This is a genomic window from Rarobacter incanus, from assembly GCF_006715765.1.
GTDB lineage: Bacteria > Actinomycetota > Actinomycetes > Actinomycetales > Cellulomonadaceae > Rarobacter > Rarobacter incanus.
This window is the reverse complement of record NZ_VFNV01000001.1, coordinates 2036222-2050079: the sequence shown is the minus strand read 5'-3', so window position 1 is coordinate 2050079 and position 13858 is coordinate 2036222. Positions and strand designations below refer to the sequence as shown.

At 62.3% G+C, this 13858-nt stretch carries 13 protein-coding genes, 3 tRNA genes and 1 rRNA gene; 3 read left to right on the top strand and 14 right to left on the bottom strand.

The genetic code is table 11. From position 1 onward, the window contains the following. Positions 1-78: 78 nt before the first annotated feature. A 16S ribosomal RNA gene (locus FB389_RS08450) occupies positions 79-1597 on the bottom strand. A gap of 598 nt (positions 1598-2195) precedes the next feature. Beyond that, the gene (locus tag FB389_RS10860) at positions 2196-4430 is read right to left on the bottom strand and encodes a glycosyl hydrolase family 18 protein (RefSeq protein WP_142112708.1); all 2235 of its coding nucleotides are present in this window, start codon (positions 4428-4430) and stop codon (positions 2196-2198) included. Between the two features lie 192 nt (positions 4431-4622). On the opposite strand from FB389_RS10860, the gene FB389_RS08440 reads away from it, so the two are divergent. Then, positions 4623-5246, top strand: a complete 624-nt coding sequence (locus tag FB389_RS08440) for an FMN-dependent NADH-azoreductase (RefSeq protein ID WP_142112706.1) — start codon at positions 4623-4625, stop codon at positions 5244-5246. A 105-nt stretch (positions 5247-5351) separates the two neighbouring features. Here FB389_RS08440 and rplA read toward each other — a convergent pair whose 3' ends face one another. The 5 genes from rplA to FB389_RS08415 form a co-directional block, all read right to left on the bottom strand. Beyond that, entirely contained in the window at positions 5352-6062 is a 711-nt protein-coding gene (rplA, locus tag FB389_RS08435; protein ID WP_142112705.1) for a 50S ribosomal protein L1, read from the bottom strand. Between the two features lie 96 nt (positions 6063-6158). Beyond that, positions 6159-6590, bottom strand: coding sequence for a 50S ribosomal protein L11 (gene rplK, locus FB389_RS08430; protein WP_142112703.1), 432 nt, complete (start codon positions 6588-6590; stop codon positions 6159-6161). Positions 6591-6658: 68 nt separating this feature from the next. Then, complete coding sequence (gene nusG, locus FB389_RS08425) at positions 6659-7381, bottom strand: transcription termination/antitermination protein NusG (RefSeq protein WP_425467253.1); 723 nt, start codon at positions 7379-7381, stop codon at positions 6659-6661. Between the two features lie 75 nt (positions 7382-7456). Beyond that, positions 7457-7750, bottom strand: a complete 294-nt coding sequence (gene secE, locus FB389_RS08420; RefSeq protein WP_142112699.1) for a preprotein translocase subunit SecE — start codon at positions 7748-7750, stop codon at positions 7457-7459. 93 nt (positions 7751-7843) lie between these two features. After that, positions 7844-7916, bottom strand: a tRNA-Trp gene (locus FB389_RS08415). A 131-nt stretch (positions 7917-8047) separates the two neighbouring features. Between FB389_RS08415 and FB389_RS08410 the strand changes: the two genes are divergently transcribed. Next, positions 8048-9289, top strand: coding sequence for a pyridoxal phosphate-dependent aminotransferase (locus FB389_RS08410; RefSeq protein ID WP_142112697.1), 1242 nt, complete (start codon positions 8048-8050; stop codon positions 9287-9289). Positions 9290-9398: 109 nt separating this feature from the next. Here the strand turns inward: FB389_RS08410 and FB389_RS08405 are convergent, their stop codons facing one another. Further along, positions 9399-9893: a flavodoxin domain-containing protein gene (locus FB389_RS08405; protein WP_142112695.1), complete on the bottom strand. Its 495-nt coding sequence runs from the start codon at positions 9891-9893 to the stop codon at positions 9399-9401. A 210-nt stretch (positions 9894-10103) separates the two neighbouring features. Between FB389_RS08405 and FB389_RS08400 the strand changes: the two genes are divergently transcribed. Next, positions 10104-11195 carry an adenosine deaminase gene (locus FB389_RS08400; protein ID WP_142112694.1) on the top strand — a complete coding sequence of 364 codons (1092 nt, stop codon included), beginning with the start codon at positions 10104-10106 and terminating at the stop codon, positions 11193-11195. A gap of 69 nt (positions 11196-11264) precedes the next feature. On the opposite strand, the gene FB389_RS08395 is transcribed toward FB389_RS08400, so the two are convergent. The 6 genes from FB389_RS08395 to FB389_RS08370 form a co-directional block, all read right to left on the bottom strand. Beyond that, positions 11265-12401 (bottom strand): UDP-N-acetylmuramate dehydrogenase, encoded by a 1137-nt coding sequence (locus tag FB389_RS08395; protein ID WP_142112692.1) that lies wholly within the window; start codon positions 12399-12401, stop codon positions 11265-11267. A 9-nt stretch (positions 12402-12410) separates the two neighbouring features. Then, entirely contained in the window at positions 12411-12821 is a 411-nt protein-coding gene (locus tag FB389_RS08390; RefSeq protein ID WP_425467252.1) for a MaoC/PaaZ C-terminal domain-containing protein, read from the bottom strand. An 11-nt stretch (positions 12822-12832) separates the two neighbouring features. Beyond that, a complete protein-coding gene (locus FB389_RS08385) occupies positions 12833-13291 on the bottom strand; it encodes an FAS1-like dehydratase domain-containing protein (protein WP_142112689.1) in 459 nt (152 codons plus the stop codon). 17 nt (positions 13292-13308) lie between these two features. Further along, positions 13309-13479 (bottom strand): 50S ribosomal protein L33, encoded by a 171-nt coding sequence (gene rpmG / locus FB389_RS08380; RefSeq protein WP_089396115.1) that lies wholly within the window; start codon positions 13477-13479, stop codon positions 13309-13311. A 124-nt stretch (positions 13480-13603) separates the two neighbouring features. Next, a tRNA-Met gene (locus FB389_RS08375) sits at positions 13604-13680 on the bottom strand. 75 nt (positions 13681-13755) lie between these two features. Beyond that, positions 13756-13827, bottom strand: a tRNA-Thr gene (locus tag FB389_RS08370). Positions 13828-13858: the final 31 nt, after the last annotated feature.

The following is a 13858-nucleotide window of genomic DNA, read 5'->3' as shown; positions in this document are numbered from 1 at the left end:
GAGCAACTACCCCGGCACACACTCGGCACCGAAAGATAGCCACCACCCCAAAAACCGGGGCGATCAAAAGCTCCTTAGAAAGGAGGTGATCCAGCCGCACCTTCCGGTACGGCTACCTTGTTACGACTTAGTCCCAATCGCCAGTCCCACCTTCGACGGCTCCCCCCACAAGGGTTAGGCCACCGGCTTCGGGTGTTACCGACTTTCGTGACTTGACGGGCGGTGTGTACAAGGCCCGGGAACGTATTCACCGCAGCGTTGCTGATCTGCGATTACTAGCGACTCCGACTTCATGGGGTCGAGTTGCAGACCCCAATCCGAACTGAGACCGGCTTTTTCCGATTCGCTCCCCCTCACGAGATCGCAACGGTTTGTACCGGCCATTGTAGCATGCGTGAAGCCCAAGACATAAGGGGCATGATGATTTGACGTCATCCCCACCTTCCTCCGAGTTGACCCCGGCAGTCTCCCATGAGTCCCCGGCATAACCCGCTGGCAACATAGGACAAGGGTTGCGCTCGTTGCGGGACTTAACCCAACATCTCACGACACGAGCTGACGACAACCATGCACCACCTGTACACCAGTCCGAAGACGCACCCATCTCTGAGCGATTCCGGTGTATGTCAAGCCTTGGTAAGGTTCTTCGCGTTGCATCGAATTAATCCGCATGCTCCGCCGCTTGTGCGGGCCCCCGTCAATTCCTTTGAGTTTTAGCCTTGCGGCCGTACTCCCCAGGCGGGGCACTTAATGCGTTAGCTACGGCGCAGAACTCGTGGAAAGAGCCCCACACCTAGTGCCCAACGTTTACGGCATGGACTACCAGGGTATCTAATCCTGTTCGCTCCCCATGCTTTCGCTCCTCAGCGTCAGTAGCGGCCCAGAGACCTGCCTTCGCCATCGGTGTTCCTCCTGATATCTGCGCATTCCACCGCTACACCAGGAATTCCAGTCTCCCCTACCGCACTCTAGTCTGCCCGTACCCAATGCAAGCTCACGGTTGAGCCGTGAGATTTCACACCAGACGCGACAAACCACCTACGAGCTCTTTACGCCCAATAATTCCGGACAACGCTTGCGCCCTACGTATTACCGCGGCTGCTGGCACGTAGTTAGCCGGCGCTTCTTCTGCAGGTACCGTCACTTACGCTTCTTCCCTACTGAAAGAGGTTTACAACCCGAAGGCCGTCATCCCTCACGCGGCGTCGCTGCATCAGGGTTTCCCCCATTGTGCAATATTCCCCACTGCTGCCTCCCGTAGGAGTCTGGGCCGTGTCTCAGTCCCAGTGTGGCCGGTCGCCCTCTCAGGCCGGCTACCCGTCGAAGCCTTGGTAGGCCATTACCCCACCAACAAGCTGATAGGCCGCGAGCCCATCTTCCACCGAAAAACTTTCCACCCCCAACCATGCGGAAGAAGGTCATATCTGGTATTAGCAGCCGTTTCCAACTGTTATCCCAAAGTGAAAGGCAGGTTGCTCACGTGTTACTCACCCGTTCGCCACTAATCCAGAAAGCAAGCTTTCCTTCATCGTTCGACTTGCATGTGTTAAGCACGCCGCCAGCGTTCGTCCTGAGCCAGGATCAAACTCTCCGTAAAAAACAAATCGCCACACCCACAGGTGTAACAACAATACGAAGGAACCAAAGCTCCAAAAAACCCAACACCCCAAAAAGAGCGCCAGGACAAACAAAAGACAATCAAACAACCAAACCACCACAAAAGCAGCCCAGCCATCCAACCATCATGGCATCAACTATCAAACACACTATTGAGTTCTCAAACAACCACCACACCCACAACCAACCAGAACCAAACAGTCCCAACCAGCCACGAGGCAACCTAACAACCCTACCCCACCAACCCCACCCAGTCAAACCACCAGGCAAAACCAGCAAGAACCATCCGCACCCACAAGACACGAACAGCTAGCCCATCAACGCAAAAAACACGCCAACAAACCGGTCACATCACCACCAAAAAACGGCCAGAAACCCTGATAAATCAACGTTCCCACCCGCCAACCTCCCGGGGCAACGAGATAAAACAATACACACCCCCAACACAGAACGCAAACCCACCCACCACGCACGTTCGCTGCACTCGGAGTGCGCTGGTCTGCTGGGGCGACATCAACACCGTGTCGGGCGGCCTCGTCCCCGCGTTAGTGCCGTTTCGCTCTAGTCCGCAGCGGTAGTTATTTCACTCGCACGCGCAGCACCTTGCTGACTGCGCCCGATGTTGCCGTCGTCTTTGGCACGACAATTCGGTATCGGACGACCCCACGCTTTCGTTCCTTGGGAAAGGTGAGTGTCACATCACGCTGATACGCCCAGAGCTTATTGTCACTTTGCGCGGTCGGGAACTCGACCCGCTTGACGGTTTTCCATGCTCCAGATCCAATTCGACGTTGGACCTTCGCTTTCTTACCCGCTCCCGCCCAAACAATGGTGATGGTGCGCCCTTTCAGTCGCTTGTCACGTTTGATGGTCGCTTGTTGCTTCTTGCCGCTCGTGAATCCGCGGATCACCGTGCGCTTCGGGCTGACCTTCACCGTGATAGTCCTGGAGGTTGCCGCGGCATACGGCTGCGAGCCCGAAGTAGCACGCGCCACTAGTCTAATTTCGTACGTTCCGCTCGGGACCAATCCCGCAGCCCCGAGCGACGTCTTTAGCGCCGGCAAGATGTCGACCGTCGTCGCCGCGGCGCGTACCCGCACAGCGCCCACGCGTTTCCACTCCTGGCGCTTCTTCACTTGCACTTCGAGGTCGCGAGGACCTCCCGATACAGCCAACTGAACGTAGACCTGTTCGGATGCCGCATCCGCAGCGACGCGATAGTCCTTGATCGAAATCACTGTCCGCGCGGGGTCCTTACCCGTGGCGCTTCCTGATCCTGTACCCGGGCCACCCGCATTTGGTGTTCCGGAACCGTCGTTTCCCTGATCTGTTCCGCCACCGGGCTGGGGCGAACTGCCACCAGTGCCACCGCCGCCGGGACTACCGGCGTCCGAACACGCGCCGTCTTGGGACCAGGGCTTGCCTTCACCGAGGTTGAGCGGCGGGATATTCCCCTGCGTCCACCACTTCGCTACGTAGATCAGTCCGTCGTACACGACCCGTGCGCCGGCGAGGTAGCTCTCGTCCGACTTCCATGCGGGTACGCTGTCGCAACCTTCACCGGCACTGCTACCGCTGCCACCGGGATCGGTGGTGCCGCCAGACCCTTCACCACTACCCGACCCGGAACCAGACCCATCACCACCGCCCGACCCGGAACCAGACCCATCACCACCACCCGACCCGGAACCAGACCCATCACCACCACCCGACCCGGAACCAGACCCATCACCGTCGCCGCCCGGATTCGGCACTGGGGTGCCGTCGCCGGAGCCGACTCTTGCCCCCACGGTCTGCGCGAAGGCGTAGCCATTCGTGGCGTCCCAGTTGATCGACCAGGTCATCGCGCCACCGATCTTGCCGTAGGCGCGCGGCGGGACGTACGAACCACAGTTCTTCAGGGTTTCCAGGCAGTCGATGGCCTTGGACACATCGGACGGGGACAGGTACCCGCCCGATGGTGCCGCGGCCACAATCGACGGCACCCCGAGTCCGACCTGGTCGGCACGCAGCCCCATTTGCTCGATCTGCTTGGCCGCCAACGCCGTCAGGAAGTCGATCGTTCCCTGCGAATAGATCTTGCCGTCCTCGCCCGGCATCGACCCGGAGTTGTAGTACTGCAGGTTGGTGACGGTCAGGATGTCCTTGACCGCCACGGTGAGCTTCCAATACTCCATGCCCGATGAGTAGTAGTCCATGGTCTGCGGGGCCATTGTCACGATGAAGCCGGATCCGTAGTGGCTTGCCAATTCGTGCAGCGCGCCGCCCAGGTACTGCGCGGTGATGCCGTTTTCGAAGTCGATATCCAGGCCGTCGAATCCGTAGGTGTCGATGATGGTGCGCAGGCTCGACACAAAGTTGGCCTGCTGCGTGGCATTGGTCACCGAGATCGCGCCATTCGCCCCGCCGATCGAGATGATGACCTTGCGGCCCTGACCCTGCAGCGTCTTGATGTCCTTGCGGAACTGCGTCTCGGTGTACACACCCGCAAAGTCCGTCGTCGCGAACTGGAACTGTGCGGCGCCCGGAGTCGTTGACTGTTCGGCGAAAGCCACGGCGACCAGGTTGTACGCCTGCGGAATGTCGGTCAGTTTGAGCAGCGTCGAGCCGTTGTTGAAGTTGTGCCAATAGCCGGTGAGCCAGCCGCTTTGGGACGAGGCCACCTCGGCGCGTTTCGACGCCTGCGTGACTTGCCCGGCCGCTGTGGCAAGGTTTGAGCTAGCCTGCGCGGTGGTTGTCCCTCCCGTCGCGACAAGGAATACAGTCACGAAAGCTGCCAGGGCTCGCAGCACGGCATTGTGCATTTTGTTCATAGCGTGAACTTAGCAAGCACTTGGTGACCGCGCCCGCGGAAGCACAGTGATAGTGCCTCCGCCGCGTTAAACCTTTGCACGACCTACAATTGCGGTGGTTACTCGATGGGCCGGGACTACGATGAAGGAACTACGGCCAGCCGTGTTCAAAGGTGCTATGAGCTGGCATATCTTCGACGAAATGAGGTCAACATGTCTCGGATTCTGATCGTTCGTGCCCATCCGCTCACTTCAGAAGCCTCGCGCTCGATGCAACTGGCTGATGCATTCGTCAGGGCATACGTTCGCCTCCACCCCGACCACGACGTTAGCGACCTTAATCTCTACAGTGTCGCGATTCCGGAAATCGACCTCGACCTTCTCAGCGGGTGGCGAAAGCTCTCGGCTGGCGTGCCATTCGTGCACTTGGATCAGCCCGAACAGAACAAGGTCACGCTGTTTTCCAACTACACCGATCAGTTCCTTGCGGCGGACAAAGTTGTCATCGCGAACCCGCTGTGGAACCTGGGAGTACCGACACGCCTCAAAGCGTGGGTTGACACGATATGCGTTGCCGGCAAGACCTTTCGGTACAACGCAGCCGGTGACGCCGTGGGACTCGTAACGGGAAAGAAGGCGCTGCATATTCAGGCATCGGGCGGTGTCTTCGGTGGCCAAGACCCCGCCTCGGTCTACCTGAAGACGATGTTCAATTTCCTCGGCGTGACCGATTTCGTCCAGGTGACCGCAGAGGGAATGGACCACGACCCAACGCACGCCGACGAGATCATGGCGCGCGCGTTCGCCAGGATCGAGCAGGCCGCCAAGGAGTTCTAGCCCGGCGCGGCGGCGCGGCCGGTGTTCGACAGTAGTTGAGGGGCCGGTCCACCCTAGGTGGACCGGCCCCTCAATCGTCATCACTGCGCCGCGGTGGCAGAAATATCAGTCCTCGTCGTGCAGCTTGCTAACCTTCGCGGGGTCGACGGGGATGCCCGGACCGTTCGTGGTCGCGAACGTCGTCTTGAGAATGTAGCGCCCTTTCGAAGAAGAGGGCTTCAGCCGCAGGATCTCTTCAATTGCCGCGGCGTAGTTCTCGACGAGCTGCTTCTCGTCGAACGAAGCCTTACCGATAATGAAGTGCAAGTTGGCGTGCTTATCGGTGCGGAACTCGATCTTTCCGCCCTTGATGTCCGTCACCGCTTTGGCGACATCCATCGTGACGGTACCGGTCTTGGGGTTCGGCATCAGGCCACGGGGACCCAGCACCTTACCGAGGCGCCCGACCTTACCCATCAGGTCAGGGGTCGCGACGGCCGCGTCGAAGTCCGTGTACCCGCCTGCGACCTTAGCGATCAGGTCGTCGCCACCCACCTCGTCGGCGCCAGCGGCGAGTGCCTGCTCTGCCTTGTCACCGTTCGCGAAAACGATCACGCGAGCGGTCTTACCGGTTCCGTTGGGAAGGTTCACGGTGCCACGCACCATCTGGTCGGCCTTGCGCGGGTCGACGCCCAATCGCATTGCGACCTCGATTGTCGAGTCGAACTTCTTGGATGAGGTTTCCTTAGCGAGCCGCACGGCCTGCGCCGGTGTGTAGAGCTCGTCCTTGTCGATCTTTTCTGCGGCGGCCCTGTAGGCCTTTGAACGCGTTGCCATCTGCTTCTTCTCCTTCAGCAGTCGTGGTCCGGGTCCGCGTGACCCTGCCACTGTTTGGTTGGTGGGCGCGGATGCGCCCGGGAAATTGTGGTCGAACTAGCCTTCGACCGTGATACCCATCGAGCGAGCCGTTCCGGCGATCACCTTCGCGGCGGCGTCGATGTCATTGGCGTTGAGGTCGGGCAGCTTCGTCTTGGCGATCTCGCGAACCTGTTCGGCGCTGAGCTTGGCAACCTTGACCGTGTGCGGCGTCGCCGAGCCCTTGTCGACTCCGGCTGCCTTCTTGATCAACTCCGCGGCCGGGGGTGTCTTGGTGATAAAGGTGAACGAGCGGTCCTCGTAAACCGTGATCTCGACAGGAATGACGTTGCCGCGCTGGGATTCCGTCGCCGCGTTGTACGCCTTGCAGAATTCCATGATGTTGACGCCGTGCTGACCCAGTGCCGGACCGATGGGCGGCGCGGGGTTGGCGGCTCCAGCCTGGATCTGGAGCTTAATGAGGCCAGAGACCTTCTTCTTGGGAGGCATGAGCTTTCTCTATTTCTGTGTGGGGGCCGACGCCATGGGCGATGACCCGGTTGCATGGGCTGCGCTAACTAGATCTTTGCGACCTGGTTGAACGCGAGTTCGACCGGAGTTTCCCGGCCAAAAATTGATACCAGAACCTTGAGCTTCTGTGATTCCGCATTGATTTCGGAGATTGTCGCAGGAAGGTTTTCGAACGGTCCGTCCGTCACGGTCACCGACTCGCCCACCTCGAAGTCAACCGCGATGGCCGGAGCACTCTTCGCGGACTCGCCAGCCTTGGCGGCCTCCGCCGGCTGGTCGCTCAGCATTGAGGGAGCGAGCATCAAGAAGACCTCGTCAAGCGATAGCGGTGTCGGCTGGTGCGCATTCCCGACAAACCCGGTGACACCCGGCGTGTGCCGCACCGCACCCCACGACTCATCCGTGAGTTCCATGCGAACCAATACGTACCCGGGGATCCGCACGCGGCGCACGGTCTTCTTTTGCGCGTTCTTGATCTCGGTGACCTCTTCCATCGGCACCTCGATCTGGAAGATGTAATCCTCCATATTGAGCGACTGGATTCTGGTCTCGAGGTTAGTCTTCACCCGGTTTTCGTAGCCCGCGTACGAGTGAATGACGTACCAGTCTCCGTACAGACCACGCAATTCATCCTTGAGCACCGTGGCCGGGTCGAGCGCCTCTGCGGATTGCTCGTTTTCGGTCGCCACCGTCTCATCGACTTCGGAGGTGGTGGGGTCGAGCGGCTGCTCCGACACGTGGAACCTGCTTTCTTCATCGGATGTGATCAATCGGCCAGGCTCGCACCGCAAGCCGATGGATCTTCACGGCGTCACGCAGCTACGCTACCCGACGCTGAGTTCTTGTCAGCCAAATATAAGGCTTGCGAGCTTACCTAGTCCGAAGTCAATGCCGACAACAAACAGCATGATGACGGCCACGAACACGACCACAACTATCGAGTAGTTGATCAGTTGCGACCGGGTGGGCGTTACAACCTTCTTCAGCTCCGCGATCACCTGGCGCACGAACAGCGCAATGCTGCCGAAAAAGCCGGGCCCCTTGTTGCCCTTGCCCGCGGCCTTGCTGCCGGCGGCGCTGCCCTTGCCGGCGTCGACGGCGCCCGTGGCGCCGGAGTCGGCCGATGCAGTCTCGCTCACAGTTGATCCTTGTCGTCGCTTCTATTGGTTGCGTCACCCCACCGGTCGGTGTGGCAACTATGCCCGCTCCGCGCTTCGCGAAGTGAGGCTTTGCAGGGCAGACAGGACTCGAACCTGCAACCTGCGGTTTTGGAGACCGCTGCGCTACCAATTGCGCCACTGCCCTAAGTGGTGAACATCTCGATTGCGCCAATTCGCGGGCGCAACCGATCATGCGGTAATTACCACCGACGTTCTACTGTACGCGAAATCACGGCCCGGGTCTAACCCGGGCAGCACTTTTTCTGCAACGATAGGATGGTGACTAAATCTGCCAGCACGGCTCAGCCCGGTTCCGCCCATCCAATGCCGCGCGTTTCGACGCGCGTGGCCGCAATCGCCCCATCGGCGACGCTTGCCGTCGATGCGCGCGCCAAGCAATTGAAAGCACAGGGCCGCCCGGTAATCGGCTTCGGCGCCGGAGAGCCAGATTTCCCCACCCCGGCCCACGTTGTTCAGGCAGCGATCGCGGCAGCCAAAGACCCTGCCAACCATCGCTACACCCCGGCGGCCGGGTTGCCGGCGCTGCGGGCGGCGATTGCACAGCGCGCGCAGATTGACGCTGGCTACCACACCGAGGCGGCCAACGTGCTGGTGACCAACGGTGGCAAGCAGGCCGTCTACCAGGCGTTCGCCACTTTGGTTGATCCCGGTGATGAGGTGCTTCTTCCTGCCCCGTTCTGGACGACCTATCCGGAAGCAATACGCCTCGCCGGTGGCGTGCCCGTACAGGTGTTCGCAGGGGCCAGCCAAGGCTACAAGGTGACCGTTGCGCAACTCGAAGATGCGCGAACCCCGGCGACGAAGACCCTGCTCTTGTGCTCGCCATCGAACCCCACCGGAGCCGTCTACTCGCCCGCGGAACTTGTTGAGATCGGGCAATGGGCCCTGTCCAATGGCATCTGGGTGATTAGTGACGAGATCTACCAGCACCTCACCTACGACGGCGTTAGGGCGCAGTCGATTCTCGCTCACGTTCCGCAGCTGGCTGACCAAACCGTCGTCCTCAATGGCGTGGCGAAGACTTTTGCAATGACGGGTTGGCGCGTGGGGTGGATGACGGGGCCAACAGATGTCATCAAGGCAGCGACCAACCTCCAATCGCACCTCACGTCGAACGTGTCAAACGTGTCACAACAGGCCGCCCTGGCGGCATTGACGGGAGACATGACGATCGTCGAGACGATGCGGCAAGCGTTCGACCACCGTCGCAAGATCATCGTCGCGATGCTCAATGAAATCGATGGATTCAACTGCCCGCTCCCGCAAGGCGCGTTCTATGTCTATCCCGATGTCACCGGCGTCCTGGGGCGCACGATCGCGGGAATCGAAGTGACGACGTCCGCACAGCTGGCGAAGGTGATCCTGGACGAGGTGGAGGTCGCGGTCGTACCCGGTGAGGCGTTCGGCCCCAGCGGATACCTGCGCCTGAGCTACGCCCTCGGTGAGGAGGACCTAATCACCGGGGTCCGCCGCATCCAGGAACTGCTCGCGCGCTAGCCCTGCACACGGTTACGGGGGGTGCGTAGCGGGTCGCCAACCGGGCCCGCTCGCCCGCTAGCCCCGCAGTCCCCGCACGGGGGCACGACGGGGCCGGATTGTGATGTGCCTAGGAAGCGCCCGCCGTTAGGTCGTCGGCGATCTCATCCGCCCACTCCTTGATCGCGGCGAAGTCGCGCCGGTCGCCGTTCTTGCCACGCGCAGCGGCGATAACTGCGCGTTCCGCCAAGCTCAAGTCGTTGAGATCCAGGCTGCCGGAGAAGTGGCGATGCTGACGGATGTTCGCACCGACGTTGCGGAGCGACTTTTCTCCCGAACCGTTGGTTTCCTTGCTGGGCGTATCGCTCAGGCCCGAGGAGAATATCCACACCGGCACGCGCGGTGCCGCTGCCGCGATCCGCTGCACCAGGTTTCGGGCGTCTGCCAGCCACGTACCCATGTAGACGGCCGATCCCACAACGGCCGCGTCGAATCCAGTGATGTCCGCCGCGCCCGCCTCCGCGCTGACGACATCGAATCCGCGGGCGGTCAACTCGTCCGCAATGGCCTCGCCAATGCCGCGGGTTGCGCCATGTTTGCTAGCAACTGCCACCAAAACCTTCATTGTTCCTCCTCGGCCTACCTTGGCTCATCATCCAACCCTGCCACATGTGCGCGCGCTTGGGTCCAAGGTCTGGACACCGCTGCACCGCCTGGCGCGGATTGAATCGGCACCCCGTCCGCACACTTCGTCGCAGCACCCCGCCCGCCCATTGCGTCGCGGCGCCCCGCGCCGCTGCACCGCCGGGCGCGGATCAGATGCCACACTAAGCAGATGGCAAACGACCCGGAACGTGATCTGAACGCCCTTCCCAAAGCGCATCTTCACCTGCACTTTACCGGTTCCATGCTGCCGGAAACGCTGCGCGATCTGGCCGCCAAGCATTCGGTTAGGCTCCCCTCGGCACTCCTTACGGGAAACCCTCTGCGCGTACCTGCCGACCAGCGAGGTTGGTTTCGATTTCAACGGCTCTACGACGCCGCACGCAATTGCGTGCGTGACGAATCCGATATGCGCCGATTGGTCGACGAGGCCATCGAGACGGACGCACAGGAGGGTTCGGGAAGGCTCGAGTTTCAGGTTGACCCCACCTCGTATGCGGCGCGCCTGGGCGGCATCACCCCGACGCTGGAGATCGTCCTCGATCAGGCACGCGCGTCGGCGCGCGCGCACAACGTCGATGTGGGGGTGATAGTGGCCGCATCGCGGATGCGCCACCCACTCGATGCCCGCACGCTCGCGCGTTTGGCCGCGCGTCACGCCGGCGACGGCCCCGGGGAAGTCATGGGGTTCGGGCTCTCGAACGACGAACGCAGCGGCGCAACCGCGCAGTTCGGCCCCGCGTTCGCAATAGCGGCCCGCGCCGGACTGCTCCTGGTCCCGCACGGAGGTGAGCTGCTCGGACCGGCACACATTCGGCAGGTCATAGCGAGTTTGCATCCCGACAGGCTCGGCCATGGTGTGCGCGCCGCCGAGGACCTCACTCTCCTGGACGACATAGTCAGGCGCGGCATCGCCCTTGAGGTCTGCCCACAATCCAACGTGTCGCTGGGTGTCTACCGCGATGCCGCGCACGTTCCCCTCAGGACGCTTGTCGCGGCCGGCGCGAACGTGGCGCTGGGCGCGGATGACCCGCTGCTGTTCGGTTCCCGGCTGACCGCACAGTACGAAGTGCTGCGCCGCGCGGGCTGGTCGGATGCGGAACTCGCCGCGCTTGCGCGGTCGTCCGTGCAGGCCTCAGCCGCGGCCACCGACGTCAAGGCGCGGCTCTACGACGGCATCGACGCGTGGCTGCGGGAACCGGGATCGCTGCCGCCTATCGCGCCGGCCGGCGACCGGGCCGCGCCAGCCGCCGCGCGCCATTGAGCGCGACTCATCGACCAGCGCCGCGACGCGGAACGCCCGCCGGTGCCGGCGCCAACCGCGGCCGGGGGTTCAGAGCGCCAGACCGACCAGCACCGGTTCGGGCTCCAAAGTAATGCCGAACGCGTCCTTGACCCCGGCGCGCACGTGTCGGGCGAGGTTGATAACGTCCTGCGCGCTCGCGCCACCCCGGTTCGTTATCGCCAGCGTGTGCTTGGTCGAAAGGCGGGCGGGGGACTCGTCCCCGAAAAGACCAAACCCCCGACCAAACCCCGCGTGCTCTATCAACCAGGCGGCCGACGTCTTGATGACGTCATCGCGGATGCGCCCCAGGCTCGGGGCGGTGGTGGTCAGGGGCAGCGCGGAACGCACCGGGTAGCGGGGCGCATCCGCGGGAAGCGATGCGGCCACATCCGCTGCGACGATCGGGTTCGTGAAAAACGAACCAGCGCTCCATCGATCGAAATCTGGCGCCGCCGGATCGTCCAGCAGCATGCCCTTGCGGCCGCGCAACTCCAACACTGCGGCGCGCACCTCAGATTGGGGGACGCGGGCGCCAACCTCGACCCCCAGCGTGCGCGCCAATTCGCCGTAGGCGATGGGAACGCTCAGCGAAGCCAGCCTCACCTGGAACGAAACGGAAAGCACGACATAGGCCGGTGATGGATACCACGGGGCACCCGCAAGCGCGCAATCCGCGCGCATCGATTGCTTCAGACGCGAGGTTCGGTAGCCAAAGGACAACGTGGAGGCAGCGAAGGTCTCGACCCTGCCCGCTACGCGGTTCCACACCCGCACCGCGGCGATCGCGCCCGCAACCTCCTGGCCGTAGGCACCGATGTTCTGCACGGGCGCAGCGCCAACGGTTCCCGGTATCCCGGACAGTGCTTCCAGGCCCACCCAATCGTTGTTGACCGCGTGGACCACCAGGTCGTCCCATGCGGTGCCCGCCACCGCTGAAAAAGAAGCGCCACCGCACGCATCCTGGCTCTCGACGGCGACGCCGGAGCGCACGTCGCGCACCACGACCCCGCCAAAGCCCTCGTCGGCGACGACCACGTTTGAACCGCCCCCCAGCACCAAAAGCGGTTCGGCCGCCTCGTCACATTCGCGGATCGTATCGATGAACTCTTGTTCGGTGGATACTTCGCGGTAGTTGTCGGCAGGGCCGCCGACGCGCAGGGTGGTGAGCTGGTCGAAACTGGGCATACACCCAGGCTAGCCGAGCCGGGCCACGGCTTGCGCCTTCGTCAGCACGCGCGCGCCGGAAACGGTGACACTCAGGTCAAATCGAACGGTGCCGCGCGCAGCGTCGATGGCGCCCACGGCGACCGACACGTTGATTTCGGCGGTACCTGTACTGGGAACCTCCACCGGCCGCGAGAACCGCGTTTGGTAGTCGATGACGAGTCCGGCGTCGCCGAGGAAGTCCTCCAGGACGCTAACGGCGGCGCCCATGGTCCACATGCCGTGCGCGATAACGCCCGGCAGGCCGACCGCGCGCGCCACGACATCGGAATAGTGAATATCGTTGAAGTCGCCGCTAGCGCCTGCGTAACGCACCAGGGTCTTGCGGTCAACTGCAATAGTCCTGGTTGCGACCACATCGCCAACGTTGATGGAGGTCATATCGGCCATACCTATGCCTCCAGCCGAACTGCCAGCGTCGAGTGAACCGAACTGATTAGTTCACCCGGTTCGTCACCCGGGAGGCTCTCGTGAATATCGGCGCGCGTGGAAACCATGGCCAGTCCCGCGCGTTCCTTGATCGAAACCACGGTGAGGACAGTCACGACGTCGTCACCGGCCACGAGCGGACGGACATGCTCGAATCGCTCGTCGGCGTGCACTACGCGAGAGAAATCGATGTCCGCGCCAGGATCCTCAATGAGCTGCGCCTCGGCCGCCTGGGCGATCGTAACCGCGAAGGTGACCGGCGCCACCAGGTCGCCGTAACCCTGTGCGCGGGCGGCGGCCAGGTCGTGATGCTGCGGAAGGTGCGCGCCCACGGCGCGCGCGAACTCGCGAATCTTCTCGCGCCCGACCCGATAGGGGCCGAAGGGCGGATAGACCCGCCCCGCAAACTCGACGTTTACCACGCGAACTCAGCGCTAAATCAGCGAGTCTCGCGGTGCTGCGTCTTGCGGCCGCAACGCGGGCAGAACTTCGCGAGTTCCAAGCGGTCCGGGTCGTTGCGGCGGTTCTTCTTCGTGATGTAGTTGCGCTCTTTGCAGTCAACGCATGCCATCGTGATCTTCGGACGAACGTCAGACGACTTACTTGCCACGGTAGTGCCACCTCTCGCGCCACTACGGGCGCAACATAATCCGGTTCACTTCCCCTCCCGGGGCTGTCAACCGGTGCTTTTCGCGCGCCGCCGGTCGAGCGCGCGAGATTGAACCTGTCACCAATGGTAGCGGGGGCGGGGCTCGAACCCGCGACCTCACGATTATGAGCCGTGCGCTCTAACCAACTGAGCTACCCCGCCGCTAGGTTGCCTGGATACATCCAAGCTAGACAGTGATGCGTCGGCTGCTAAAGCAACGACGCGAACCACTATCAGAGCCCCCGATGGGAATCGGACCCATGACCTCAGTCTTACCAAGACTGCGCTCTACCACTGAGCTACGGGGGCAGCGCCGACCTACGCTATCGCAATGTCATGC

Coding starts and splice junctions, on each gene's coding strand:
- FB389_RS08410 (WP_142112697.1), top strand. CDS start 8,048: ATGGTGACTAAATCTGCCAGCACGGCTCAGCCCGGTTCCGCCCATCCA.
- FB389_RS08395 (WP_142112692.1), bottom strand. CDS start 12,401: ATGCCCAGTTTCGACCAGCTCACCACCCTGCGCGTCGGCGGCCCTGCC.
- rplA (WP_142112705.1), bottom strand. CDS start 6,062: ATGGCAACGCGTTCAAAGGCCTACAGGGCCGCCGCAGAAAAGATCGAC.
- FB389_RS08405 (WP_142112695.1), bottom strand. CDS start 9,893: ATGAAGGTTTTGGTGGCAGTTGCTAGCAAACATGGCGCAACCCGCGGC.
- FB389_RS10860 (WP_142112708.1), bottom strand. CDS start 4,430: ATGAACAAAATGCACAATGCCGTGCTGCGAGCCCTGGCAGCTTTCGTG.
- FB389_RS08390 (WP_425467252.1), bottom strand. CDS start 12,821: ATGACCTCCATCAACGTTGGCGATGTGGTCGCAACCAGGACTATTGCA.
- FB389_RS08440 (WP_142112706.1), top strand. CDS start 4,623: ATGTCTCGGATTCTGATCGTTCGTGCCCATCCGCTCACTTCAGAAGCC.
- rplK (WP_142112703.1), bottom strand. CDS start 6,590: ATGCCTCCCAAGAAGAAGGTCTCTGGCCTCATTAAGCTCCAGATCCAG.
- FB389_RS08400 (WP_142112694.1), top strand. CDS start 10,104: ATGGCAAACGACCCGGAACGTGATCTGAACGCCCTTCCCAAAGCGCAT.